The 25,214-nt window shown below is 63.9% G+C and carries 26 protein-coding genes; 16 read left to right on the plus strand and 10 right to left on the minus strand.

What is annotated here, in order from left to right:
- The first annotated feature begins 2 nt into the window (after positions 1-2).
- From L879_RS23200 to L879_RS0109420, 3 genes are all read left to right on the plus strand, one after another.
- Positions 3-974, plus strand: a complete 972-nt coding sequence (locus L879_RS23200) for a Bug family tripartite tricarboxylate transporter substrate binding protein (RefSeq protein WP_084020871.1) — start codon at positions 3-5, stop codon at positions 972-974.
- Positions 975-1,098: 124 nt separating this feature from the next.
- The gene (locus L879_RS0109415) at positions 1,099-1,740 is read left to right on the plus strand and encodes a tripartite tricarboxylate transporter TctB family protein (protein ID WP_035459169.1); all 642 of its coding nucleotides are present in this window, start codon (positions 1,099-1,101) and stop codon (positions 1,738-1,740) included.
- Between the two features lie 11 nt (positions 1,741-1,751).
- Positions 1,752-3,254: a tripartite tricarboxylate transporter permease gene (locus L879_RS0109420; protein ID WP_027315885.1), complete on the plus strand. Its 1,503-nt coding sequence runs from the start codon at positions 1,752-1,754 to the stop codon at positions 3,252-3,254.
- A gap of 84 nt (positions 3,255-3,338) precedes the next feature.
- Here L879_RS0109420 and L879_RS0109425 read toward each other — a convergent pair whose 3' ends face one another.
- Both L879_RS0109425 and pxpB read right to left on the minus strand, forming a co-directional pair.
- Positions 3,339-4,358, minus strand: coding sequence for a 5-oxoprolinase subunit C family protein (locus L879_RS0109425; protein ID WP_035459171.1), 1,020 nt, complete (start codon positions 4,356-4,358; stop codon positions 3,339-3,341).
- Complete coding sequence (gene pxpB, locus L879_RS0109430) at positions 4,355-5,077, minus strand: 5-oxoprolinase subunit PxpB (protein ID WP_027315887.1); 723 nt, start codon at positions 5,075-5,077, stop codon at positions 4,355-4,357. Before pxpB ends, L879_RS0109425 begins: the two co-directional genes overlap by 4 nt.
- Positions 5,078-5,295: 218 nt before the next feature.
- On the opposite strand from pxpB, the gene L879_RS0109435 reads away from it, so the two are divergent.
- A complete protein-coding gene (locus L879_RS0109435; RefSeq protein ID WP_027315888.1) occupies positions 5,296-6,081 on the plus strand; it encodes a 3-hydroxybutyrate dehydrogenase in 786 nt (261 codons plus the stop codon).
- A 48-nt stretch (positions 6,082-6,129) separates the two neighbouring features.
- Here L879_RS0109435 and pip read toward each other — a convergent pair whose 3' ends face one another.
- Positions 6,130-7,074, minus strand: coding sequence for a prolyl aminopeptidase (gene pip, locus L879_RS0109440; protein ID WP_027315889.1), 945 nt, complete (start codon positions 7,072-7,074; stop codon positions 6,130-6,132).
- A 171-nt stretch (positions 7,075-7,245) separates the two neighbouring features.
- Between pip and L879_RS0109445 the strand changes: the two genes are divergently transcribed.
- The 4 genes from L879_RS0109445 (at position 7,246) to L879_RS0109460 (ending at position 11,183) form a co-directional block, all read left to right on the plus strand.
- Positions 7,246-8,319, plus strand: coding sequence for an extracellular solute-binding protein (locus L879_RS0109445; RefSeq protein WP_027315890.1), 1,074 nt, complete (start codon positions 7,246-7,248; stop codon positions 8,317-8,319).
- A gap of 67 nt (positions 8,320-8,386) precedes the next feature.
- A complete protein-coding gene (locus tag L879_RS0109450) occupies positions 8,387-9,472 on the plus strand; it encodes an ABC transporter ATP-binding protein (protein WP_027315891.1) in 1,086 nt (361 codons plus the stop codon).
- Positions 9,469-10,338, plus strand: coding sequence for an ABC transporter permease (locus L879_RS0109455; protein WP_183501366.1), 870 nt, complete (start codon positions 9,469-9,471; stop codon positions 10,336-10,338). Before L879_RS0109450 ends, L879_RS0109455 begins: the two co-directional genes overlap by 4 nt.
- Positions 10,339-10,343: 5 nt before the next feature.
- Positions 10,344-11,183 (plus strand): ABC transporter permease, encoded by an 840-nt coding sequence (locus L879_RS0109460; RefSeq protein WP_027315893.1) that lies wholly within the window; start codon positions 10,344-10,346, stop codon positions 11,181-11,183.
- Between the two features lie 309 nt (positions 11,184-11,492).
- Here the strand turns inward: L879_RS0109460 and L879_RS0109465 are convergent, their stop codons facing one another.
- From L879_RS0109465 to L879_RS0109490, 6 genes are all read right to left on the minus strand, one after another.
- Positions 11,493-12,560, minus strand: a complete 1,068-nt coding sequence (locus L879_RS0109465; protein ID WP_027315894.1) for a dipeptidase — start codon at positions 12,558-12,560, stop codon at positions 11,493-11,495.
- Positions 12,561-12,595: 35 nt separating this feature from the next.
- Entirely contained in the window at positions 12,596-13,375 is a 780-nt protein-coding gene (locus L879_RS0109470) for an ABC transporter ATP-binding protein (RefSeq protein ID WP_027315895.1), read from the minus strand.
- 16 nt (positions 13,376-13,391) lie between these two features.
- The gene (locus tag L879_RS0109475; RefSeq protein ID WP_027315896.1) at positions 13,392-14,228 is read right to left on the minus strand and encodes an ABC transporter ATP-binding protein; all 837 of its coding nucleotides are present in this window, start codon (positions 14,226-14,228) and stop codon (positions 13,392-13,394) included.
- Positions 14,225-15,157 (minus strand): ABC transporter permease, encoded by a 933-nt coding sequence (locus tag L879_RS0109480; protein WP_027315897.1) that lies wholly within the window; start codon positions 15,155-15,157, stop codon positions 14,225-14,227. Before L879_RS0109480 ends, L879_RS0109475 begins: the two co-directional genes overlap by 4 nt.
- Complete coding sequence (locus L879_RS0109485; RefSeq protein WP_438268100.1) at positions 15,157-16,125, minus strand: ABC transporter permease; 969 nt, start codon at positions 16,123-16,125, stop codon at positions 15,157-15,159. Before L879_RS0109485 ends, L879_RS0109480 begins: the two co-directional genes overlap by 1 nt.
- Before the next feature lie 97 nt (positions 16,126-16,222).
- On the minus strand, positions 16,223-17,770 hold the full coding sequence (locus tag L879_RS0109490; protein WP_245265201.1) for an ABC transporter substrate-binding protein: 1,548 nt from the start codon (positions 17,768-17,770) through the stop codon (positions 16,223-16,225).
- Positions 17,771-18,030: 260 nt separating this feature from the next.
- Between L879_RS0109490 and argH the strand changes: the two genes are divergently transcribed.
- The 3 genes from argH (at position 18,031) to L879_RS0109505 (ending at position 20,328) form a co-directional block, all read left to right on the plus strand.
- Positions 18,031-19,431 carry an argininosuccinate lyase gene (gene argH, locus L879_RS0109495; RefSeq protein ID WP_027315900.1) on the plus strand — a complete coding sequence of 467 codons (1,401 nt, stop codon included), beginning with the start codon at positions 18,031-18,033 and terminating at the stop codon, positions 19,429-19,431.
- 170 nt (positions 19,432-19,601) lie between these two features.
- On the plus strand, positions 19,602-20,036 hold the full coding sequence (locus L879_RS0109500) for an Hsp20 family protein (protein ID WP_027315901.1): 435 nt from the start codon (positions 19,602-19,604) through the stop codon (positions 20,034-20,036).
- A gap of 25 nt (positions 20,037-20,061) precedes the next feature.
- Positions 20,062-20,328, plus strand: a complete 267-nt coding sequence (locus tag L879_RS0109505; protein ID WP_051435187.1) for a BQ00720 family protein — start codon at positions 20,062-20,064, stop codon at positions 20,326-20,328.
- 70 nt (positions 20,329-20,398) lie between these two features.
- On the opposite strand, the gene L879_RS0109510 is transcribed toward L879_RS0109505, so the two are convergent.
- Positions 20,399-21,154 (minus strand): alpha/beta hydrolase, encoded by a 756-nt coding sequence (locus tag L879_RS0109510; protein WP_027315946.1) that lies wholly within the window; start codon positions 21,152-21,154, stop codon positions 20,399-20,401.
- A 70-nt stretch (positions 21,155-21,224) separates the two neighbouring features.
- On the opposite strand from L879_RS0109510, the gene L879_RS0109515 reads away from it, so the two are divergent.
- From L879_RS0109515 to pheS, 5 genes are all read left to right on the plus strand, one after another.
- A complete protein-coding gene (locus L879_RS0109515) occupies positions 21,225-22,469 on the plus strand; it encodes a glycosyltransferase family 4 protein (RefSeq protein WP_051435188.1) in 1,245 nt (414 codons plus the stop codon).
- Positions 22,470-22,605: 136 nt separating this feature from the next.
- Entirely contained in the window at positions 22,606-23,127 is a 522-nt protein-coding gene (gene infC / locus L879_RS0109520) for a translation initiation factor IF-3 (RefSeq protein ID WP_027315904.1), read from the plus strand.
- A 198-nt stretch (positions 23,128-23,325) separates the two neighbouring features.
- Entirely contained in the window at positions 23,326-23,526 is a 201-nt protein-coding gene (gene rpmI / locus L879_RS0109525) for a 50S ribosomal protein L35 (protein ID WP_027315905.1), read from the plus strand.
- A 42-nt stretch (positions 23,527-23,568) separates the two neighbouring features.
- Positions 23,569-23,937 carry a 50S ribosomal protein L20 gene (gene rplT / locus L879_RS0109530; RefSeq protein ID WP_027315906.1) on the plus strand — a complete coding sequence of 123 codons (369 nt, stop codon included), beginning with the start codon at positions 23,569-23,571 and terminating at the stop codon, positions 23,935-23,937.
- Between the two features lie 191 nt (positions 23,938-24,128).
- Positions 24,129-25,211, plus strand: a complete 1,083-nt coding sequence (gene pheS, locus L879_RS0109535; RefSeq protein ID WP_027315907.1) for a phenylalanine--tRNA ligase subunit alpha — start codon at positions 24,129-24,131, stop codon at positions 25,209-25,211.
- Positions 25,212-25,214: the final 3 nt, after the last annotated feature.

Raw genomic sequence — 25,214 nt, forward strand, 5'->3', positions numbered from 1 at the left:
TCATGCTTAAACTATCGCGTCGTGAGCTTCTTGCTGGTGCCATTGCGACCGGCGCTCTGGCCATCAACAATCGCGCTCTTGCCGGTGCCGAATGGCCCCAGGCGATGATGATCAAGTGGCTGATAGGATTGCCTCCAGGAGGAGGAGCCGACGCCATTACCCGAGCGATAGCAGATCGGCTGTCGAAAAGCATCGGTCAGTCCGTCGTGATAGAGAACAGGGCCGGCGCCAATCAGACCTTGGCGACCCACGCGGTCGCGCAAGCTGAACCGGATGGGTACTCGCTTGTTACATTCGCAGGTCCGACGCTTTATTCCCGTCCTGTGTCCGAAATCGACAAAGGTCTCGAGGCCGTGAGTCTGATCGGGCGTGGTCCTATGATCCTTGCAGGAACCACAAAGCGTCCGACCCCTGATTTGAAGAGCCTCATTCAGGCAGCGAAAGACGATCCGAGCGCCTGGAGTTTCGCATCGCCGGGGCACGCGACCGCCCCGCATATCGTCGGCGAGCTTTTCAACAAGCGGGCCGGAACCAAGATCAATCACGTCGCCTATCGTGGCGGCGGACAGTCGATCAACGATGCAATCGCCGGTCACGTCCCGCTCATCATCATCGGTCCTGGCCCGTCGAAGCCCCATATCGATGCCGGACTTCTTCGCCCCTACGCTGTGACAACCAAGACGCGCTATTCCTTGTTGCCTGATGTGCCGACATTCGATGAGCTCGGGTTCCCTGACTTCGATCTTGCGCAATGGAACGGTGTTAAGATCCGTTCAGGAACGGATCGGAAGATCGTTGATCGCCTGAGCCTTGAGATCAACCGGATCGTACAGACTCCCGAGATGAAGGACTTCATCCTGAATCAAGGTCTTCATCCGGTCGGATCGACGCCGGAAGAGTTCGCGGCATTCTATCGGGCCGACAAGTCGAAATGGAGCGAAATCGTGCGTGAGCTTGGCATTACATTGTCGTAACCGTTCCAAGCAGATTCCACTAATTCAATCGTAAGACGCGCCTTGTTCACGCGTCTTACGCATCCCGGTCATGCGCTCGAGTGCAGCCATCCTGCCAATCGCACCGACAAGCTGATGGATTAACATGAGCACGCAGGCAGCTTCTTCATGTCAACAGAATGGGCGCAGGCTTCAGAAGGATCTCGCGGGAGGTCTGCTTCTGGTCTTTCTCGCGTGCCTCGCTCTATGGGTCAATCGTGATTTGCCGCAGGGCAGCCTCGATGCCATCGGCCCTGCGATGTTGCCGAATTCGCTGGCGATCGCAGTAGGACTCTGCGGCTTTCTCCTGTTGATGTCGGGGTCGATCAGGGAAGGCGAGCGCGTTGAAGGACTGAATGTGCGGGCCGCAATCTTCGTGATCCTTGCCATCGTCGCGTTTGCTGGAACGGTGAGACCCATGACGATAGGCCCGTTGACGACACCGGGCCTGGGCATCGCCGTCGCGGGAATTCTTACGATCATGATCGGAGGTTTCGCCTCGCCCGATGCGCGCCTGAAGGAGCTGATCGTTCTGGCCCTTGGCCTCACACCGGCCTGCATGCTGCTCTTTGGCGATCTGCTCAACCTGCCGATTCCGACATATCCTCAATACCTGAATAGTATCGTTCCCCCCGGATGGTCGCAGAAGGGGATCCTGCGGGGGATCGTGGCGCTCATGTTCGTCTCGTCTGCAGCGATATGGGCCTTGGGGCGTAATCGGCCACGTTCTCATCCCGAGACAGAATAAGAGGCGACCTGATGGCGGACCTGTTTTCCGGATTGACGTTGGGATTTAGCGTCGCGTTGACGCTCCAGAACATCGGTCTTGCGTTTCTTGGATGCCTCGTCGGCACCTTGATAGGGGTTTTGCCGGGAGTAGGGCCGGTCGCGACGATTGCGATGCTGCTGCCGCTTACCTTCAGCCTGGATCCTGCGAGCGCCTTGATCATGCTCGCAGGTATCTATTATGGCGCTCAGTATGGAGGCTCGACGACCGCCATATTGGTCAATATGCCCGGTGAAGCGTCATCTCTGGTGACCGCCCTTGACGGCCATCAGATGGCTAGGCAGGGCCGAGCAGGGGTCGCGCTCGGCATTGCTGCCATCGGTTCGTTCTTCGCGGGCACGGTCGCTACTTTCTTCATTGCCATCCTGGGAACTCCTCTTACGAAGCTCGCCCTTCTCTTCGGCCCCGCCGAATACTTCTCTCTCATGGTTGTCGGCCTGGTCTTCGCTGTGGTTCTCGCACGCGGTTCGGTGCTGAAGGCTGTCGCAATGATTGTGGTTGGCATCCTGCTCTCCACCGTTGGTCTCGATCTCGAAACGGGGCAGGAGCGCATGACCTTCGGATCGCAGCTTCTGCTGGATGGAATCGAGTTCACGGTGATTGGCGTCGGCATCTTTGGCATTGCCGAAATTCTCCGCAACCTCGAAGCGGTCGAGACGCGAGATACCGTTCGTCAGGCGATCGGACGTCTCATTCCGAGCCGGAGCGAGTTCAAGCAGGCCTATCCGTCCGTCATTCGCGGGACGTTTCTGGGGTCCGTCCTCGGGATCCTGCCCGGGAATGGGGCCGTTCTTGCCCCCTTCGCCTCCTATACGCTCGAAAAGAAACTTGCCAAGAACTCAAGCCGTTTCGGACATGGGGCCATCGAAGGCGTGGCTGGCCCTGAATCGGCAAACAATGCCGGCGCGCAGACATCCTTCATTCCTCTTCTGACACTCGGCATTCCGCCGAATGCGGTCATGGCGCTCATGGTAGGAGCCATGACCATCCACGGCATTGTTCCGGGTCCTCAGGTGATGACCCGGAACCCGGATCTGTTCTGGGGGATGATCGCTTCCATGTGGGTCGGGAACCTGATGCTGCTCGTCATCAATCTGCCGTTGATTGGCGCGTGGGTGCGGCTTCTCAAGGTTCCTTACCGCATTATGTTTCCGGCAATCCTGATGTTCTCCTGCATCGGGATCTATTCGATCAATTCCCTTTCAACCGATGTCCTGTTCATCGGGTTCTTCGGCATCATCGGCTACATGCTGCTGAAGCTCGACTTCGAGCCGGCTCCCATGCTGCTTGGCTTCGTCCTTGGGCGATTGATGGAAGAGAATCTGCGTCGCGCGCTCGTCATCTCCCGCGGTTCGCTTGAGACCTTCATGGAGCGTCCCGTCAGCGCCGCCTTGCTGGTGGCGGCCTTGATCCTCTTGGTGCTCGCCGTCCTGCCATCGATCCGAAAGGGCCGGGACAAGGTGTTCACTGAGTAGCTTCTTACGGCCGACAAGGGGCGAGGCTGTCGAAGCAGCGCAATAAGCGAGAAAGGGTGTCGCGTAAGCGGCACCCTTTTTATGTCAATCGTGCGCTGCGGGGGACAGCGCATCGACCGTGCCGCCGATGAGATTGCGGCTCAGCAGGTGCTCGGTCGTCAGGGCAAAGCGCAGGGGCACGAGATGCTCAGGCAGGGCAGCGATCCAGTCTCTCAAGCGACGCGCCGCGGCTACGGCTTCCTCGCGCTCTACGGCCTTGAAACGCAAGGCGGAGCCGGGGCGCATCTGGGCTAGGCGCGGGAGATCGGCGCTGATGACGGTCGCGATCTTCGGGTAGCCGCCCGCGGTCTGCCGGTCGCGCATGAGCACGATGGGCTGGCCGCTGCCCGGCACCTGGATGTGCCCGTCGACGATTCCGTCCGAGACGATGTTGAAGCCCTTGGCATGGCCGAGGCTCGGGCCGGTGAGCTGGAAGCCCATGCGGTCTGCCTGGGGGCTGATGGTGAATTCGCTCTCCAGGAACAGGCGGATGGCGTCGGGCGTGAAGTAGTCGTCCTGCGGCCCCAGCATGACCCGGATAGGCTCGTTCTCCTCAGGGATGGCGAGGGTGAGCTGCATCGGCTCGCCCCCTTGTGCCTCGGGCCGGCAGGGGAGGCGGCTTCCGGCCTGGAGGGCGGCACCTTTCAGGCCGCCGAGACGGGAGCGCAGATGAAACGAGAGGCTGCCCAGCTGAGGCTCCACGGCGAAGCCCCCGGCCACGGCCAGATAGGCGAAGGTTCCGGTGCGCAGATGCCCTACCTCCAGGGTCTGGCCTTCCTGCAGGATCAGTGAGGTCAGGGGCGGAACGGGCGTTCCGTCGAGGCTGGCCGAAGCGCCGGTGAGGGCGACAAGAAGGTTGCCTCCTTCGCAGATGAAGGCTCCGCCGAGATTTATGAACTCGATGGCCGCCATCTCAGGCGGGTTGCCGGCAAGGGCGTTCGCCATCGCCAGGGCGCGCAGGTCCATGGCGCCGGAGGGCGAGACGCCGAAGCGCTGATAGCCGAGGCGGCCGCGATCCTGCAGGGAGGTCATCGGCCCGCATGCTCTGACGATCAGGTCCGTCACGGGCGCACCTCCTCGGCCACCGGCTCCCCGGCGAGCGCCGCCCTCTCCAGGGCGTCCCAGAGCGAAGCGTCGACGGGCTCGAAGACGATCTCGTCCCCGGCCGCGAACAGGAAGGCCGGGTTGCGCTCCGGCGCATAGGTGAGCACGGGCGTGCGGCCGAGCAGGTGCCAGCCGCTCGGCATGTCCATGGGCGCGATGCCGGCCTGGACCCCGCCGATCATGATCGAGCCCGCCGGGATCCGAGCCCGTGGATGCACCCGCCGGGACGTCGCGATCCGCTCGTCGAGCCCGCCGAGATAGGCGAAGCCCGGCAGGAAGCCAATCATGTAGATCCGGTAGACGGCGGATGCGTGGATCTCGATCACCTGGGCCGGCGTCAGGCCGTGCAGGGCGGCGACCTCCTCCAGGTCGATCCCGTACGCGCCGCCATAGACGACGGGCACGCGCCAGCGTTTGCCCTTGGCGGCGCGGGGCGCCAGATCCTTCGTTTCCTCGTGGAGCGCCTCGATCAGGGCGTCGTAATCGGTGGCGAGGGGATCGAACTGGACGGTCAGGGAGCGATAGGTCGGCACGGTCTCGATCAGACCCGCCGGCGCGCGGGCCCGCAGGGCGTCGTCGAGCGCCAGGACCATGCCGTTGATCTCGGGGTCGATCGCGTCCCCGAACTCGATCGTCAGGGCGCTGTCGCCGCAGGGAAGAATTCTCGGTATCTGCACCATGCCCTATCCGGTTTGACGAAACGGCATCTGCCCCTTCTCACATCGGGGCTCGGGAGACAACGCCGGGCCGGGGCGCAATACACATGCTCTGCGGGCATGGGCGTACTGCGCGAGCCCCCTGTCCCCCATGCGCCTTTTTGCTAGGCTCATCGCCGCCTTGTTCTTCGTGTATGCCATCCTCACCTGACGCCTGGACCCCAGGCCATGCGGAGAAGACCATGACTTTGACATCCAAGACAGCCGTCGTCACCGGTTCGACCAGCGGCATTGGCCTTGCCATCGCCCGGGCGCTGGCCAAGGAGGGCGCCAACGTCGTCCTGAACGGCCTCGGCGACGCTGCCGAGATCGAGAGGACCCGTGCGGCAATCGAGAGCGAGTTCGGCGTGAAGGCTCTCTATTCGCCGGCCAACATGCTCAAGGCCGACGAGATCGAGGAGATGGTCCGGCTCGGGGAGCGGACCTTCGGCGGCGTCGACATCCTGGTCAACAATGCAGGCATCCAGTTCGTCTCGCCGGTGGAGGACTTCCCCGTCGAGAAGTGGAATCAGATCATCGCCATCAACCTGTCCTCCGCCTTTCACGCCATCCGCGCCGCGGTGCCGGGCATGAAGGCGCGCAAGTGGGGCCGGATCATCAATACGGCCTCGGCTCACTCCCTGGTGGCATCCCCCTTCAAGTCGGCTTACGTGGCCGCCAAGCACGGCGTTGCGGGCCTGACCAAGACCGTGGCGCTGGAAGTCGCGACCCACGGCGTCACGGTCAACTGCATCAGCCCCGGTTATGTCTGGACCCCTCTCGTCGAGAACCAGATTCCCGACACCATGAAGGCACGCGGCCTCACGCGGGAGCAGGTCATCAACGACGTGCTGCTCGAGGCGCAGCCCACGAAGCAGTTCGTGACCGTCGATCAGGTGGCGGCGCTCGCCGTCTTCCTCTGCTCGGATGCGGCAAGCCAGATCACCGGCACCAACATGTCCATGGATGGCGGCTGGACCGCGAAGTAAGGCCTCCCGTCGTCATCCCGGATGCCGCAAGGCAATCCGGGATGACGGCTATCGGTTCGCGAAAGCGTCGGTTGCTTCGACGAGGTGATGCGTGATGCCGGGCTCGCTGACCGCGTGTCCCGCATCCGGCACCATGATGAACTTGGCCTCGGGCCAGGCCTTGTGCAGCTCCCAGGCGGTCTTCGGAGGCGTGGCGATGTCGTAGCGGCCCTGGATGATCACGCCCGGAATGTCCTTGAGCCGGTGGGCGTTGCGGATGAGCTGATCCTCCTCGAACCATCCGCCATGGACGAAATAATGGTTCTCGATCCGGGCGAAGGCGATGGCGTAGTGCTCGTCTCCGAACTGGTCGCTGTAGCCCTGGTTGTGCAGCAGCGTGATCGTCTCGCCCTCCCACAGGCTCCAGGCCCGCGCCACGCTGGCCTGCACGGCCGGGTCCGGGTCGGTGAGGCGCTTGCGGTAGGCAGCCATCAGGTCGCCGCGCTCCTCTTCCGGAATCGGGGCGAGGAAGCCCTCCCACTTGTCGGGGAAGATCCAGGAAGCTCCCTCCTGGTAATACCAGAGCAGTTCCGAGCGCCTTAAGGTAAAGATTCCGCGCACCACGAGCTCGGTGACGCGCTCGGGATGCGTCTGGGCATAGGCCAGGGCGAGGGTCGAGCCCCAGGAGCCGCCGAAGACCATCCACTTGTCCACACCAATCATGGCCCGCAGGCGCTCGATATCGGCCACCAGATGCCACGTGGTGTTGGCCTCCAGGCTGGCATAGGGGGTGGAACGCCCGCAGCCGCGCTGATCGAAGAGAAGGATCCGGTACTTCTCCGGATCGAAGAGCCGACGCTGGGTCGGCGTGCAGCCGCCGCCTGGCCCGCCATGCAGGAAAACAACGGGTTTGCCGTTGGGATTGCCGCAAAGCTCCCAATAGATCCGATGCCCGTCGCCGACATCGAGCATGCCATGGTCGTAAGGTTCGATTTCAGGGTAGAACGTGCGCATCGCGAAAGGCTCCGGAAGGGGAGCTCCTATCCATAAAGATGGGAAAAGTCGTTGTCAGCCCAAAGAAACAAGTCTTGAGCCGGCTTCAAAACCTCTAGCGCGTCGTCTAACTGTCATATAGTTTTGCGACCGGGGAACAGGGCAAAGCCCGGACCACACTGGAGGACTACAATGTTGACCAAACGCGCCAGCCTGAAGCTGGCTACGGCTCTCGCCGCTCTCATGGTCGTCGGCACGGCGCAGGCCGCCGAGAAGCTGCGGCTTCTGACCTGGGCCGATTACGTTCCGAAAGACGTGATGGAGCAGTTCACGAAGGAGACCGGCATCGAAGTCGAGGTCACTCTTTCGAACAACGAGGAAATGATCTCCAAGCTGCGTGCGACGCAGGGAGCAGGCTTCGATCTCGTCCAGCCGAGCCAGGACCGCATCGCCGGCCCGCAGGCCGAATTCGGCATCTACAAGCCGCTCGATCTCTCCAAGATCAAGTCCGACCTCTTCATCGCCTCCATGCTGGAAGCGACCAAGAAGAACACCACTGTGGAAGGCAAGGTCTACGGCGTTCCCCATATCTGGGGCACGGACGGCCTGATCGTGAACACGAAGGCCGCCCCCAAGGTCGCCGACTACAACGACCTCTGCGACGCCGCTCTCGCCGGCAAGACCAGCTTCCGCGCCAAGCGCCCGGCGCTGATCGCCTTCGCTTTCGCCAACGGCATGGATCCTTTCGCGTCCTATAAGGACCCGAAGGCCTACGCCGCCATGATGGACAAGGTCGGCGCCAAGCTCGCCGAGTGCAAGAAGACCGTGAAGTTCTTCTGGGACGGCAAGGATCAGCTTCTCAACGCCCTGCGCTCCGGCGAAGTCGTCGCGGCCATGGCCTGGGATACGGGCGGCTGGAAGCTCAATTCCGAGAATGCGGACATCAAGTTCATTGCGCCGAAGTCGGGCGCTCTGGGCTGGGTCGACACCTTCGCGATTCCCGCCAAGGGCCGCAATGACGATGCCGCCTACAAGTGGATCAACTTCAACATGAAGCCCGAGATCGCCGCGAAGGTTGCTGCCTCCGCCGGCAACTTCACGGCCTCGAACGGTGCCGACAAGCTCATGCAGGGCAAGCTGAAGGACCAGTTCGCCGAGAGCTTCCCGAAGGCCGCCATCGACAACATCAAGTGGTACCCGGCGGTCCCGGCCGGCATCGAGGAGATCGAGGGCAAGGTCCTCGACCGTCTCAAGGCCGGTTCGTAAGAACCCTTCCTGTAGCATCATCATCCCCCGGCTTGCCCGGGGGATGACTTTTTGCGTTGCACCGCTCATGGCACATTCCACCGATCTCGATCTCGTCAACGTCATCAAGCGCTTCGGCTCGCATGCAGCCGTGAATGACGTCAGCTTCAGCGTCGCGCCCGGCGAGTTCTTTTCGATCCTCGGCCCTTCCGGCTGCGGCAAGACCACCCTCATGCGCATGATCGCCGGGTTCGAACACCCGACATCGGGCGACATCCGCATCCGTGGCCAGTCGATGATCGGCGTGCCCGCCAACAAGCGCCCCGTGAACATGGTGTTCCAGAGCCTCGCGCTTTTCCCCATGATGAGCGTCGGCGAGAACGTGGCCTATGGGCTGACCTGCCGCGGCGTTTCCCGCGCGGAGGCCGAGGAACGCGCCAACCGCATGCTGGAGCGCGTCGGCCTCAAAGACTTCGGCGAGCGCCGCGTGACGGCGCTGTCGGGCGGTCAGCGGCAGCGCGTGGCCATTGCCCGCTGCCTCGTGCTGGAGCCCACCCTCGTGCTGCTCGACGAGCCGCTCGGCGCGCTCGACCTGAAGCTGCGCGAGCACATGAAGATCGAGCTCAAGCAGCTTCAGAGCACTTTCAATACAACCTTCGCGTACATCACCCACGACCAGTCCGAAGCGCTTGTCATGTCCGATCGCATCGCCGTGATGAACCAGGGCCGGTTCGAGCAGGTGGGAAGCCCGCGCGAGCTGTATCACAACCCGGCGACGCCCTTCGTCGCGAGCTTCGTCGGCGAGACCAACAAGTGGCAGGGCGAGGCGTCTGCTGCCTCCAACGGCTCCGTGTCCGTGCGCCTGCCCTCGGGCACCGTGCTTCAGGGCCAGGGCAAGGAGGCGAACAAGACGTCGCTCGCCTTCGTGCGCCCCGAGGCGATTGCGCTGGCGCAGGATGCCTCGGCCCTGGGCGCCCTGGCGAACCGCTTCGAAGGCCGCGTCTCGGCGGTTCTGTTCGATGGCGCCAATTCCAGCCTGCTGATCGACACAGTCGGCTTCGAACAACCTGTCCGCGCCGTGCTGCCGCAGGCCGGTCCGCTCGCGGGCATCGAGGTCGGTGCTCCCGTTCATCTCGGCTGGACGGCGGATGCGATGAAGGTCTTCGCCGCATGATGACGAAATCGGCGCAACGCCTCACGCTCTTCCTGCTGCTCGCGCCCGCCATCCTGTGGCTCGGCCTTCTCATCGTGCTCCCGCACGTGGAGATCCTCGTCCTCTCCTTCAGCGAGAGGGTGGCGCCGCGGGTCTATGCCTTCGGCTTCGGCAATTACCTCGAATTCTTCACCGAGCCGCTCTACTGGCGCACCTTCGCGCGCACGGCGGGCATGTCGATCCTGGTCACGGCGCTGACACTCGTGCTCGCCTTTCCCATCGCGCTCTACATCGCACGAGTGGCGCAAGGCCGCCTGAAGGCGATGCTGCTTCTGCTGTGCCTTCTGCCTTTCTGGGTTTCGGAACTCGTTCGCACCCTTGGCTGGATGATGATCCTACGCGAGACGGGCGTGCTGTCCTACGTTCTGCAGGCCACGGGCCTCACCGCGGAGCGGGTCGAGTTTCTCTACAACGACGGCGCGGTAATCCTCGGTCTCGTCTATGGCGGCCTGCTCTTCATGATCGTGCCGCTCGCCAATGCGCTCGAGAGCCTCGAGCCTGCGGTCGTCGAGGCAGGGTTCGATCTCGGTGGCAGCCGCTGGACCGTGCTGCGCCGGATCGTCATCCCGCACGCCATGCCGGGCATCGTCGCAGGCTCGATCATCGTGTTCATGCTCACCGTCGGCAATTTCGCGACGCCGGTGCTGCTGGGCGGCAAGAACGGCCTGTGGTTCACCGAGCAGATCTACGCGCAGTTCATCACGCGCTTCAACTGGCCTCAGGGCGCGGCCTTCGGCATGCTGCTCCTGCTGCTTTCCTCCGCCATCGTGTGGCTGGGCCTGCGCCTGACGGGCCAGAGCCTCGGCACCACCTTGAAGCAGGCTTGAAGACCATGAACCGTCCGTCGTTCGCCTGGAAACTCTACATCGCGGCGTTCTATCTCTTCCTGTTCGCGCCGCTTCTGATCGTGGCGATCTTCGCCTTCAATGCGAGCCCGTTCCCGTCGCCGCCCTGGCGCGGGTTCACGCTCGAATGGTTCACCGGCTCGGGAAGCGTCTTCGGCAAGCCCGGCATCCTGATGGATCCGATCTGGCTCGACAGTATCGGAAACAGCTTCAAGGTGGCGGTGCCGGTTGCCTTGCTCGCCGTACTCATCGGCACGGTCAACGCCTGGGTCCTGGAGCGCGCGGAGTTCCCCGGCAAGACCGTGCTCGCCATGATGATGCTCTGGCCCCTCGTCATTCCCGGCGTGGTGCTCGGCATCTCGATCCTCGCCTTCTTCTCGCGCGTCGCGAATGGACTCGAGGATTGGCTTCAGACCGATCTCGACATGCTACGCCCCGGCCTGCCGCTGGTGGTGCTCGGGCAGCTCTCGTTCATCCTCACCATCGCGACGCTCATCATCGCGGCGCGCCTGCGCAAGTTCGACCGCTCCCTTGAGGAGGCCGCCTTCGATCTCGGCGCCAGCCGCGCGCGGGTGCTGCGCACCGTCACGCTGCCTTTCTTAAGCCCGGCGCTCATCGGCGCGGGACTCGTGGCGCTGCTCATGTCGTTCGAGAACTTCAACACGACGCTGATGCTCGTCGGTTCGGACGCGCCGTTGCCGATCACCATGTACGGCCAGATGCGTGAGGGCGCGACGCCGGCGATCAACGCCGTGAGTCTTCTGCTGATGCTGGGCGTCGGCGGAATCGCGAGCGTCTTCGCGCTGACCTCGAAGGCGGGACGCTGAAACTCCTGTCCTTCCAGCCTCGGGCTTGCCTGGGACCTGTCTTCATCCGGCTCTGGAACCCTCCTCCCCCTTGTGGGGAGGAGATGGAGGTGGGGGTGCCAGCGCCGAACTTTGATAGGCACTCGCTCACACCCCCACCCTGGCCATCCCCACGAGAGGGAGGAGATCAGGTTGAGTCATTTCTAGCTTTGGGGATATCAAAAAAATCGGCCATGACGTCGAGGTCACGGCCGATACTGCAAGCTTTTGCTTTGAAGCGTCTTTTCACACAAAACCGATCTTCGGTTTTGTGCCCGCTGCTTTAGAGCCTCACTGCCCCCAGGTGCGCTCCAGAACGTTCACCCAGTTCTCGTAGCAGAGCTTGCGCAGGGTCGCTTCGTCATAGCCGTGCTTGCGCATTGCCTCGACGAGACGCGGCAGGCCGCGCACGTCGCCGATCTCGGCGGGGATCGTCGCACCGTCGAAATCGGAGCCGAAACCGACGCCATCGACGCCCACATGCTCGATCAGGTGATCCATGTGGCGGATCATCTCCTCCAGCGGCGTGTCGTCGTTGCGCTGGCCGTCGGGCCTGATGAAGGAGGTGGCGAAGTTCACGCCGACCATGCCGCGGCTTTCGCGGATCGCGGCGAGCTGCTTGTCCGTCAGGTTGCGCGAATGCGGGCTGATCGCATAGGCGTTCGAGTGCGTGGCGACGAGCGGCGCGTCTGAGAGCCGCGCGACATCCCAGAAGCCCTTCTCGTTCAGGTGCGAAAGATCGATCATGATCTTGAGCCGGTTGCAGGCGCGCACCAGCTCCATGCCGCGCTCCGTCAGGCCGGGGCCCGTATCGGGCGTCGAGGGATAGCGGAACGGCACGCCGTGGCCGAAGATGTTCGGCCGGCTCCAGACCGGACCGATGGAGCGCAGACCGCTCCCGTAGAGCACGTCGAGCATGTGCAGATCGGGGTCGATGCCCTCGGCGCCCTCGATGTGCAGGATGGCTGCGAGCTTGCCGGTATCGATGCAGTCTCGGATATCGGCGGCGGTCCGGCAGATCTTCACCTCGCCCTTCGAGGCCCGCTCGATGCGGATCAGAAGGGCGGCCATGTGCACCGTGACCTGCTGGCTGGTGGCCAGGGGCAGGGGGGCGGGAAGGGGCACATCGTATTGCGGATGCGTCATGAGCGCATCCACATCCACGCCCGTGCTTTCGGAGGGCACGTAGACGGCGAAGAAGCCGCCGACGAAGCCGCCCTGCTTCATGCGCGGCCAGTCCAGATGACCGATATTGTCGCCCTCCAGGAATGCCTGCTCCGGCGGGAGCTTGCCGCGCATGAGGCGCAACAGAACGTCGTTATGGCCATCGAAGACGGGCATCAATGAAGAGCGGGACATCTTTTCACATCAAGCAGTTGGAAGGTGGAAGGCACTCAACCGGCCAGAGCCTGAGCCGGTGGATGGGAATCTCTCGTGAAGCCCTGGCTCGCCTGGATCAGCGACTGGGTATAGTCGTTGGAGGCCTTGCCGGAGCGCAGCGCCTCGGCCGTCATCTCCTCGATCGCTTCGCCATGGCGCATGACGAGCAGGCGCTCGCACAGATGCGCGACGACGGCGAGGTCGTGGCTCACGAGAATATAGGTCAGGCCCAGGCGACGGCGCAGGTCGTCGAGCAGGTTCAGGATCTCCGCCTGAACCGAGGCGTCGAGCGCCGATGTCGGCTCGTCGAGCAGCAGCACCTTCGGCCGCAGGATCAGCGCGCGCGCGATGGCGATGCGCTGGCGCTGGCCGCCGGAGAGCTGGTGCGGATAGCGGAAGCGGAAGGAGGAGCCCAGGCCCACTTCCTTGAGCGCCTGGAGAATGCGGGCTTCCGCGTCCTTCTCGCCGTGAATGGCGAGCGGCTCGGAGAGGGTGCGGTCGACCGTATGGCGCGGGTGCAGCGAGGCATAGGGGTCCTGGAACACCATCTGCACCGTGCGGTAGAAGTCCTTGCTGCGCGGCGTCGTGACTTCCTTGCCGTCGATGAGCACGCGCCCGCCCGAAATCGGAGCGAGGCCGCAGATGGCGCGCAGCACAGTGGACTTGCCGGAGCCGGATTCGCCCACGAGCCCGTAGGCCGCACCCTGCGCGACGCTGAAGCTCACGTTCTTCACCGCATCGACCCGCAGGCGGCCCGTGCCGTAGACGACGCTGAGGTTCTGGATATCGATCATCGTTTCTCCCCCCGGCTCACAGGGCCCAGGACGGGTCGCGGTTCAGGGTGGGGAGCGGACGAACGTCGTTCGCCAGCGTCGGCAGGCAGCGCATCAGCCCTTGCGTATAGGGGTGCTGCGCCTCGCGGAGGTTCTTCGCCTCAAGCTCCTCGACCACGCGCCCCGCATACATCACGAGCACACGGTCGCAGAAGGAGGAAACGAGCTTCAGGTCGTGCGAGATGAAGATGAGCCCCATGCCGCGCTCCGATACGAGCTCGTCGAGGATGCGCAGCACCTCCATCGAGACCGTGACGTCCAGCGCCGAGGTTGGCTCGTCGGCGATGAGCAGGTCGGGCTCGGTCACGAGCATCATCGCGATCATGGCGCGCTGTCCCATGCCGCCCGAGACTTCGTGCGGATAGAGCGAGAAGACTCGTCCGGGATCGCGCATCTTCACGGCCTCCAGCATGGCCAGCGCCTTGTCGCGGGCCTCATTGCGGCCGGCTTTGGCATGGGCCTGATAGGCCTCGATGATCTGCTCGCCGATGGTCATGACCGGGTTCAGCGAGTATTTCGGGTCCTGCATCACCATGCTGATGCGCCCGCCGCGAAGGTGGCGGAGCGTGCGCTTCGATGCCGTGAGCAGATCGATTCCGTCGAAGGCGAGCCGCTTGGCCGTCACCTCGCCGGGAGGCGGCGTGAGGCCGAGGATGGCGCGGCCCGTCTGCGACTTGCCGGAGCCCGACTCGCCCACGATGCCGAGGCGTTCGCGGCCGAGCTGGAAGGATACGCCGCGCACCGCTTCCACGGTGCCTGTGCGCAGGTGAAAACGGACGCGGAGGTCTTCGACGTCGAGAAGCGGCTTCGTCATTTTGCGGCCTTCGGATCGAGAACGTCACGCAGGCCGTCGCCCAGCAGGTTGAAGCCGAGGCTCACCACGAAGATGGCCAGGCCCGGCATGGCGGCGACCCACCATTGGTCGATGAGGTAGTTGCGGCCGGTGGCGACCATGGCGCCCCATTCGGGCATCGGCGGCTGCGCGCCGAGACCCAGGAAGCCGAGGCCCGCGGCCGTCAGGATGATGCCGGCCATGTCGAGCGTCACGCGCACGATCAGCGAGGAAACGCAGAGCGGGACCACATGGCCGAGGATGATGCGCGGCGTCGAAGCGCCCTGAAGCCTCACCGCCGCGATGAAATCGCTGTTGCGGATCATCAACGTTTCGGCGCGGGCGATGCGCGCGTAAGGCGGCCACGAGGTGATCGCGATGGCGATGATCGCGTTCTCGATGCCCGGACCCAGGGCCGCCACGAAGGCAAGCGCCAGGACGAGGCGCGGGAAGGCGAGGAAGATGTCGGTGACGCGCATGAGCACCGTATCGACCCAACCGCCGAGATAGCCGGAAACCGTGCCGACCAGAAGCCCGATGGGCGTTGCGATCAAAGCGACGAGCACCACCACGAAGAGGGTGATCCGCGAGCCGTGAACCAAACGGGAGAAGATGTCCCGCGCCTGGTCGTCCGTGCCGAGCCAGAAGGTCTCGCTCGGCGGCAGGAGGCGCTGCGTCCTCAGATCGCCGCCCGCCACGGGCGAGTAGGGCGCGATGACGTCGGCGAAGATCGCCATCAGGATCAGGAGGATGACGACGCCAAGGCCCACCACGGCGAGCGGATTCTTCGTGAAGGACCGCCAGCCGAGATAGAAGCGGCCGAGGCGGGCCTGCCAGCGGGAATGGGGTTCTGCGGAAAGCAGCCAGGCGCGAAGGCCTGTGGGTTGTTCAGCAAGAGGGGCGCCGGCCATCAGCGGGTCCTCGGATCAAGCAAGCGGTAGAGCAGGTCGGAGACGAGGTTGAGCAGCACGAAGACGGCCCCGATCACGAGGGTTCCGCCAAGCACCGCGTTCATGTCCGCGTTCTGCAGGGAATTGGTGATGTACTGGCCTAAGCCCGGCCATGCGAAAACCGTTTCGGTCAGCACGGAGCCTTCGAGCAGGTTGGCATAGGACAGGGCGATCACCGTGACGAGGGGGACGGCCGCGTTGCGCAGGGCATGACGCCAGATCACGCGGAACTCGGAGAGGCCTTTCACCCGCGCCGCGATCACGTATTCCTGCGCCAGCTCGTTGAGCATGAAGGAGCGCGTCATGCGGCTGATATAGGCGAGCGAGAAATAGCCGAGCAGGCAGGCGGGCAGGATGACGTGGGAAACCGCATCCCAGAACGCATCCCATTGCCCCTGCATGGCGGTGTCGAGGAGCACGATGCCCGTGACCGGCGTGTAGAGATAGGAATAGGTCACGTCGATGCGGCCCGGTCCTGCGACCCAGCCGAGCTTGGCGTAGAACAGGAGGAGGCCCATGAGGCCGAGCCAGAAGATCGGCACGGAATAACCGACGAGGCCGAGAACGCGCACGAACTGGTCGATCAGCGTGCCGCGCTTCACGGCGGCGAGAACGCCGAGCGGAATGCCGAACAGGACGCCGATGAGGGTACCGAGCGTCGCGAGTTCGAGCGTCGCGGGAAAGACGTTGGCGATATCCGTCATCACCGGATTCGTGGTGAGAACGGAATTGCCGAAATCGCCGGTGGCCGCCTTCTTCACATAGATCACGAACTGCTCGATCAGCGGACGATCGAGGCCGAGTTCCGTCCGGACGCGCTCATACACCTGGGGGGGCGCGCGATCGCCGACGATGGCGATGACAGGATCGATCGGCACGACGCGGCCGATGAAGAAGGTGACGGCCACGAGGCCGAGGAGTGTCGTCATTAGGACGATGACGAACTGGGCGGCTTTTTTAAGGAAGGAGCGGAGGGCACTTGCGTGCCCTCCGCCCTCTGTCATGACTGCTGAGGTCATCGAGATGTCAGTTCTTCTTCGCTTGTGACATGTCGTTGTCGCTGAAGGACGGGCCGAGGATGAAATTCTCCACGTTCTTGCGAACGGCCGCCACTTCCGTCTGCTGCAGGAAGATCACGAAGGGACCGTCGTCGAGCACGGCCTTCTGGAGTTCCTTGTACATCTGAGCGCGCTTCTCGCCGTCACGCTCCATCACGGCAGCGCGGGTCTTGGCGGTCAGCGGGCCCGGATCCCAGGCGTTGCGCCATGCGAGCGGCTTGGCCTTAGCCCCGTCCGAGTTGTCGTCGTTGGCCGCGAAGGTGTCGGCGTTCGAGTTCGGGTCCTGATAGTCCGAGCCCCAGTTGCCGATATAGATATCGTGCTGGCGGGCGCGGTACTTGGTCAGGGCCTGCTTGGAGTCCATCGGCAGGATCTCGAGCTTGATGCCCGCCTGCGCGAAGGTCTGCTGCATCGCCTGGGCGACGCCGGTGATCTCGGCGGTGGAACGGGTGTCCATGGTCACCGAGAAGCCGTCCTTCAGGCCGGCCTTCGCAAGCAGCTCCTTCGCCTTGGCGACGTCGAGCTTGTAGGGGTTGTTGCTCTCGGCGCCCAGGAAGCCCTTGGGCAGGAAGTTCTGGTGCACTTCGCCCTTGTTCTTCATGATGGTGTCGGCGATCGCCTGGTAGTCGACGAGATACTTCAGGGCCTGACGAACCTCGGGCTTCGCCAGGTTCGGGTTCTTCTGGTTCAGGCCGAGATAGTAGACCGTGCCCTTCGGAGCGCTCTGGATCTTGACGTCCGCGTTCTTGGACATCGCGGCGAGCTCTTCCGGATTCAGGTTGCGGGCCACGTCGATGTCGCCCTTCTCGAGCAGAAGGCGCTGGCTCGCGGTTTCCTTGATGTGACGATAGATGACGCGGGCGAGGGGCGTCTTCTTCTCGTAGTTCGGGTTGCGCTCGAGAACGATGACCTCGTTGGCCTTCCAATCGCGCATGATATACGGGCCAGAGCCGGCATAATGGGTCTTCAGCCAGTTATAGCCCCAGTCGCCGTCCTTCTCGTTCTGCACGAGCAGCTTCTTGTCGACGATGGAGGCAACCGAGTTGCCGAGGCAGTAGAGAACCAGGGTCGGGGCGTAGGCCTTGTCGACCTCGATGGTGAGCTCGAGCGGTCCCGTCTGCTTGATCTTGTCCTTCACGTTGTCCTTCGTCAGGCCGAACTGGCCGAGAATGAAGGCCGGGGACTTGTCGAGCGACACGGCGCGCTGGAGGGAGTAAACCACATCCTCTGCCGTGATCGGATTGCCGGAAGCGAACTTTCTGTTCGGCTTGAGCTTGAAGGTGTAGGTCTTGCCATCCGGCGACACGGTCCAGGATTCAGCGACCTGACCGGAGATCTTGGACACGTCCTTGATATCGTAGGTGATCAGGCGCTCATAAGTGTTGCCGGCGATCTCGGATGCGCTCATCTCAAAGATTTCAGCCGGATCGAGCGAGATGATGTCGTCGCTCTGCCAGGCCTGGACGAGGGTGTCCGGCGGCGTCGCTGCCTTAACGGCAGAAAACGAGGTCGCCATGGAAGCAACCATGGCGGCGGATAGGAGAAATTTCGGAAGTCTCTTCATTGGCCATTCCCTTGCAGCGCTAGGAGCGCTTGTTGTGCGCCGATATGAATGCAAATCACACAAGCGCTGTCGAGTCTAGCAACTGGTTTTGAACTGGCAAACTTTGTGCAGCCCTTGGTGAACCTGCCCAGTTGCGGTGCAGCGATCCGGGTTGGCCTTGCGGGGCAAATTGTGGCAAAGGCTGCCTGTCTCTTTCGATCGGATGAAACACAGTGTCTGAAGAAGCCAAGAAAACGGGTGCCAACACCATGTGGGGCGGACGGTTCTCGTCCTCGCCCAGCGCGCTCATGGAAGCCATCAACGCCTCCATCGATTTCGACAAGCGACTGGCTTCGCAGGACATCCAGGGCTCCATCGCCCACAGCGCCATGCTGGCGAAGCAGGGGATCATCGCGGAGAGCGACCGGGACGCTATCCACCAGGGGTTGCAGCGGGTCCTCGGCGAAATCGAATCCGGCTCCTTCACCTTCTCCAGGGCGCTCGAAGACATCCACATGAACGTGGAGAGCAGGCTTCGCGAGATCGTCGGCGATCCGGCGGCCCGCCTCCACACGGCCCGCAGCCGCAACGACCAGGTCGCCACGGACACCCGCCTGTGGGTGCGCGAAGCCCATGACAGGACCGATGAGCAGCTCACCCGGCTGATCAAGGCGCTTCTCGACAAGGCCGAGGCCCATGCCGCGACCGTCATGCCCGGCTTCACCCATCTCCAGAGCGCCCAGCCGGTGACCTTCGGCCATCACCTCATGGCCTATGTGGAGATGTTCGGTCGCGACCGCAGCCGCTTCCGCGATTCCCGCAGGCGGCTCAACGAATGCCCCCTGGGCGCGGGGGCGCTCGCCGGCACGTCCTTCCCCATCGACCGGCACATGACCGCCAAGGCGCTCGGCTTCGACGGTCCGACCCGCAACTCGCTGGATACGGTTTCCGACCGGGACAGCCTGCTCGAGTTCATGGCGGCAGCCTCCATCTGCGCCATGCACCTCTCGCGGCTGGCGGAAGAAATCATCATCTGGATGTCCGCGCCCTTCGGCTTCATCCGCCTGCCGGACCGCTGGACGACCGGCTCCAGCATGATGCCGCAGAAGCGCAATCCCGACGCGGCCGAGCTGGTGCGCGGCAAGACCGGGCGCGTGATCGGCTCCCTGGTTTCGCTGCTGACCGTCATGAAGGGCCTGCCGCTCGCCTATTCCAAGGACATGCAGGAGGACAAGGAGCAGCTCTTCGACGCGGCCGACACCATCGAGATCGTGCTGGCCGCCACGACCGGCATGATCCTGGACCTGGAGCCCGTTCCGGAGCGGATGGCGGCGGTAGCCGGCGCCGGGTTTTCCACGGCGACGGATCTCGCCGACTGGCTCGTGCGCAGCCTCAACATCCCGTTCCGCGATGCCCACCACGTCACGGGCCGCATCGTCTCCGAGGCGGAGAAGCGCGGCTGCACCCTGGAAGAGCTGCCGCTCGAGGCCATGCAGGCGGTCGAGCCCAAGATCCACAAGGGCATCTTCGACGTCCTGGGCGTCGAGAACTCCGTCCGCTCCCGCACGAGCTTCGGCGGCACCTCGCCCGTCCGTGTGGCCGAGCAGGTCGCCTGGTGGCGGGAGCGGGTCTGATCCTGCCCTGTCACGATCATGAACGGACCCTGCCGGGTGATCCGGCAGGGTCTTGATAGGGCACCGCGCCATCGCCATATTGCTGGCAGCGGTCCTGTCCGGGATCGCCTGAGCGCCGCATCAGCGGGCTCAAAACCCACCGAAGTGCCTCTCAAACTTGGGCTTCGAACATGTCGCGTCAGTCGCCCTTCGGGCATCCGTTTCTGTTAGGCTTCGATGAGATCGAGCAGGCGCTCGATCGGGTCGCCAAGGCGGCAGGAGACGGTTATCCGCCCTACAATATCGAGCGTCTGGCTCGCACCGAAAAGGCTCCCGAGCGTCTGCGCATCACCCTGGCCGTCGCCGGATTCACCCGGGATCAGCTGGAGGTGACCCTGGAGGAGAACCAGCTCGTCATCCGGGGGCGCCAGTCCGACGACAAGACAAGGCACTTCCTTCATCGCGGCATCGCCGCCCGTCAATTCCAGCGCACCTTCCTCCTCGTCGACGGCATGGAGGTCATGGGCGCGGACCTGTCCAATGGCCTGTTGTCGATCGATCTCGTCCGGCCCGAGCCGGAACGGATCATCCGCAAGATCGACATCGCCGCCTCGGACAAGGTGTGACGGCATCCGCATCAAGGAGATGTCCATGAACTTCGATATCAAGAATTCTCACGCGCCGGTCCCCGATGTGTCCGAACTGGCGAGCCTGGGCCTCGGCCAGATGGCCTATGTGAAGCCCATGGAATCCGATGAGGTCGCCCGGCTCTTTCCGCAGGCGCCGAAGCTCCAGCCCGGCATGCGTCTCTTCGCGCTCCTCTCGGCCAGCGGCGAGCCTATTCTGCTCACCGACAACCGCGACGCCGCGGTCGCCAATGCCTGGGCGCACGACCTGACGACGGTGAGCCTGCATTAAGGCTCACCCTCCTTTCTTTCACAGGCAGCATTCTTGACGGCGAATCGGATCCGCTTCGCTAAAGAATGCGCTAGGCGATGGCCGCGACGGCGGCGATCAGCCGCTCGATGTCCTCGGGCCGGGAGAGGCGGTGGTCGCCGTCCTTGATCAGGGTCACGGAGACGCTGTCTCCCGGCAGGTGCTCCACCACTTCCAGCGCATGGCTCCAGGGCACGTCGGGGTCCTCCATTCCCTGCAGGATATGGACCGGGCAGCCGGTCTGGATCGGCCCTCCGAGAAGGAGATGCCGGCGGCCGTCCTCGATCAGTTTCCAGGTGATGGGGTAGGGGCTTTCGGAATAGGCCGATGGCCGGTGATATACGCCCTTCTCCTGAATGCTGTGCCTGAGGTCCTCGGGAAACCGGTCCCACATCAGCCTCTCGGTCATGTCTACGGCCGGGGCGATGAGCACTATCCCGACGGGCGCGAGGTCGGGCCGCTTTTCCATCAGGGACCGTGCTGCGAGCAAACCGATCCAGCCCCCCATGGACGAGCCGACGAGAATCGGCCGCTCCCGGATGCAGGTTTCGATCACGGCAAGGGCTTCCTCGAGCCAGCGGGAGATCGTGCCCTCCTCGAAGGCGCCGCCCGATTCGCCGTGGCCGCTGTAGTCGAACCGCACGAAAGCGCGGGCCTTCGCCGCGGCCCAGTCGTCGAGGGCGGTTGCCTTGGTGGCCCGCATGTCCGACTTGAAGCCGCCGAGCCAGACGACCGGCGGGCCCTTTCCCTCACGGGCAAGAACGGCGATGGGGCGGGCATCCTGGCCGACCGTGACGCTTTGCGGCATGGTTAACTCATCCTCAACTGCTTTGAAGCAAGCGTTCATAGACGATTCTTATGAGAAGGCTCCTACTTCCGTGAGTTTTTCATCGCGACCCGGCGGCGGGGCGGCTTTTCCGCTCTCTCACGTCCACCCGCTGGCGGGCCGGACCATCCTTCAGATCGTCCCCGAGCTCGAGGCGGGGGGGGCGGAGCGCACCACCGTCGACATCGCCGAGGGGCTGGTCCATGCCGGAGCCCGGGCGCTGATCGCAACGGAAGGCGGGCGGCTGGTCGGCGAGCTTCAAACCAAGGGCGGCATCTGGATTCCTTTCCCCGCGGCGACGAAGAACCCGTTCTCCATGCTCCTCAACGTGCGAAAGCTCGCACGGATCTGCTACACCGAGCGCGTTTCCCTCATTCACGCCCGCTCGCGGGCGCCGGCCTGGGTGGCGCTGGGGGCCGCGCGCTCCCTCAACATCCCCTTCGTGACGACCTATCACGGCAGCTATTCCGGCCGTTCCTCGGTGAAGGTTCTCTACAATTCCGTGATGGCCCGTGGAGATGCCGTCATCGCCAATTCCCATTACACGGGCGATCTCATCCGCTCGGTCTATCCCCAGGCCGCAAACCGCATCCAGGTCATCCACCGGGGAACGGACTTTTCCGTCTTTTCGCCCCACGCCGTGTCCCCGGAGCGAATCGAGGCCTTGCGCAAGGCCTGGGGGGTGGCCCCTCACGAGCGCGTGGTGCTGCTCGCCGCCCGCCTGACCGGCTGGAAGGGGCAGAAAGTCCTGATCGAGGCCGCCGCCAGGTTGCGGGACGCGGGCCTCGCCGACGTGGCCTATATCCTCGCGGGCGATCCGCAGGGGCGGGATTCCTATGTGAAGGAGCTCGACAGCCTCATTGAGGCGCGGGGGCTCAAGGGCATCGTCCGCCGGGTCGGCCATTGCACCGACATGCCGGCCGCCTTCCTGGCGGCTTCGGTCGTCACCGTTCCCTCGACGGAGCCCGAGGCCTTCGGCCGCTCCGCGGTGGAGGCCCAGGCCATGGGCACGCCGGTGGTCGTCTCCGATCTCGGGGCCGTGCCGGAGACGGTGCTCGCCCCGCCCGCCGTCGCCCCTCACGAGCGGACCGGCTGGCGAATCCCGGCAGGCGATGCGGAGGCCCTGGCCGAGGCGCTCGGGGCCGCGCTCGGCCTCGGCGCCAGCGCCAGGATCGCCTTGAGCGCCAGGGCCAGGGCGCATGTGGAGCGTCACTTCTCGCTCGAACGCATGGTCTCGAGCACCCTGGACGTCTATTCCGCCCTTCTCGAGAGCCGATTCAGCCATAGAACAAGTTGACTTCGCGCGCGTTTGCGCGAAATGTCGAATCATTCGCGGCAAGACTGAGCAGACACTCCGGGATCCCTCGGGATCACCGATCCTCGGTCGAGCCCTTCAACAGGAGATACGAGCCATTCGCAGACCAATGAGACCCATGCCGGTTCCCCAGAAGGAGGGACCGCGCGCCAACCGAGACATTCGCGGCGTTCGCGAAGTGCAGCTGATCGATGATGCCGGGCAGAACCGGGGCGTGATGCCCTTCTTCGACGCCCTCAAGGTTGCCGAAGAGGCGGGCCTCGATCTCGTGGAGATCTCGCCGAACGCCACTCCTCCCGTCTGCAAGATCCTCGATTACGGCAAGTACCGCTTTCTTGAACAGAAGAAGGCCGCCGAGGCGCGCAAGAAGCAGAAGACGGTCGAGGTCAAGGAAATTAAGCTGCGTCCCGGCATCGACGACCACGATTACGAGGTCAAGATGAAGGCGATGAAGGGCTTCTTCGAGGAAGGCAACAAGGTGAAGATCACCCTGCGCTTCCGTGGCCGCGAGATGGCGCACCAGCAGCTCGGCCTGAAGGTGCTCGACCGGGTGAAGGCCGATGTGGGCGATCTCGCCAAGGTCGAGATGGAGCCCAATTTCGAGGGCCGCCAGGTCGTGATGGTCCTGGCTCCCCGGTAAAGGGTTCCATAGGATCTGATTTCATGGCCGCCGCGATCCCGGCGGCCATTGCTTTTCAGGCGGTCTTCTGCCATAAGGCCGCCTTCATTGAACCGCCCGGCCGTTAGGGCTGCCGTGGCGGTTCGTTTTGCTCAAGCAGCAATGATAGGGCCGAAAGGGCGGTTTACTGCCCTCCCGGCCTGACCAAAGGAGAGCCAAATGCCCAAGCTGAAGACGAAATCGGGCGCGAAAAAGCGCTTCAAGATCACTGGCACCGGCAAGGTCGTCTACGCCCAGTCCGGCAAGCGCCATGGGATGATCAAGCGGACCAACAAGCAGATCCGCAACCTGCGCGGCACCACGACCCTGTTCGAGGGCGACGCGTACAACGTGAAGAAGTACTTCCTGCCGAACGGCTAAGGCGGTTCTTCCCCACATCCCGGATTTTGAAGGAGTTTTTCCATGGCCCGCGTCAAACGGGGCGTTACCGCCCACGCCAAGCACAAGAAGGTTTTCAAGGCCGCCAAGGGTTTCTACGGCCGCCGCAAGAACACGATCCGCATCGCCAAGCAGGCGGTCGAGAAGAGCATGCAATATGCCACTCGCGACCGTCGCAACAAGAAGCGCACGTTCCGCGCTCTCTGGATCCAGCGCCTCAACGCTGCGGTCCGCGTGCATGGCCTGACCTATTCCCGATTTATCGACGGTCTCGGCAAGGCTGGGATCGAGGTCGATCGCAAGGTCCTGTCCGAGCTGGCCATCCATGAGCCGGCGGCTTTCGCCGCTTACGTGGAGCGCGCCAAGGCTGCCCTGCCGCAGCAGGCCGCTTAAAGCCGGATAGACTAGCTTTCGGTGCGGCTGGCTTGTCAGCCGCACCGCCTTACTCCCCCTTCTCCGAGACCATCTGCGCTGACGGCTGATTGCTGTCGGTCGCTTTTTCGCGGCTCGGACGACTTGACGGTTCCCGCGCCGCGCCTCACTCAAGGCGCCTGGATTTGGCGCTTGCATCTGGCCAGGGACCGATGACCGATCTCAACCATCTCGAACGTGACCTGCTCACCCAGGTCGAAGCCGCCGGAGACGAGGCGGCTCTGGAAACCGTGCGCGTCGCCGCGCTCGGCAAGAAGGGCTCCGTCTCCGAACTGCTCAAGACCCTCGGCGCCATGACGCCCGAGGAGCGCAAGGAACGCGGACCGCTCATCAACGGCCTGCGCGACAGGGTGCAGGGCGCGATCGCGGCCAAGAAGGAAAGCCTCGCCGAGGCCGCCCTGGAGGCCCGTCTCGCGGCTGAGCGCATCGACGTGACGCTTCCCGTTCCGGAAGCGCCGGAATCGCGCGGGCGCATCCATCCGATCAGCCAGGTCATCGAGGAGCTGACGGCGATCTTCGCCGATATGGGCTTCTCCGTGGCCGAGGGGCCGGACATCGAGACGGACTACCTCAACTTCACGGCGCTCAACTTTCCCGAAGGCCATCCGGCCCGCGAGATGCACGACACCTTCTTCCTCGCCCCCGACGAGAAGGGCGAGCGCAAGGTGCTGCGCACCCACACTTCGCCGGTGCAGATCCGCACGATGATGGCGCAGAAGCCGCCGATCCGGGTAATCATCCCGGGGCGCACCTACCGCCATGACTCGGACCAGACCCACACGCCGATGTTCCATCAGGTGGAGGGCCTCGTCATCGACAAGCAGGCCAATATCGCGCACATGAAGTGGATCCTGGAGGAGTTCTGCAAGGCCTTCTTCGAGGTCGACCAGGTGAAGATGCGGTTCCGCCCGTCCTTCTTCCCCTTCACCGAGCCGTCGGCCGAGGTCGATATCCAGTGCTCGCGTAAGGGAGGCGAGATCCGCTTCGGCGAGGGCAACGACTGGCTCGAGATCCTCGGCTGCGGCATGGTCCATCCGAATGTTCTGCGCAATTGCGGGCTCGACCCGGACGAGTACCAGGGTTTTGCCTGGGGCATGGGGATCGACCGCATCGCCATGCTCAAATACGGCATGCCGGACCTGCGCCCCTTCTTCGAGGCCGATGTGCGCTGGCTGAACCATTACGGCTTCCGCCCGCTCGACATTCCGTCCCTCGTCGGCGGCCTGACCGCGTAAAGG

The organism is Microvirga flocculans ATCC BAA-817 (assembly GCF_000518665.1).
Classification (GTDB): domain Bacteria; phylum Pseudomonadota; class Alphaproteobacteria; order Rhizobiales; family Beijerinckiaceae; genus Microvirga; species Microvirga flocculans.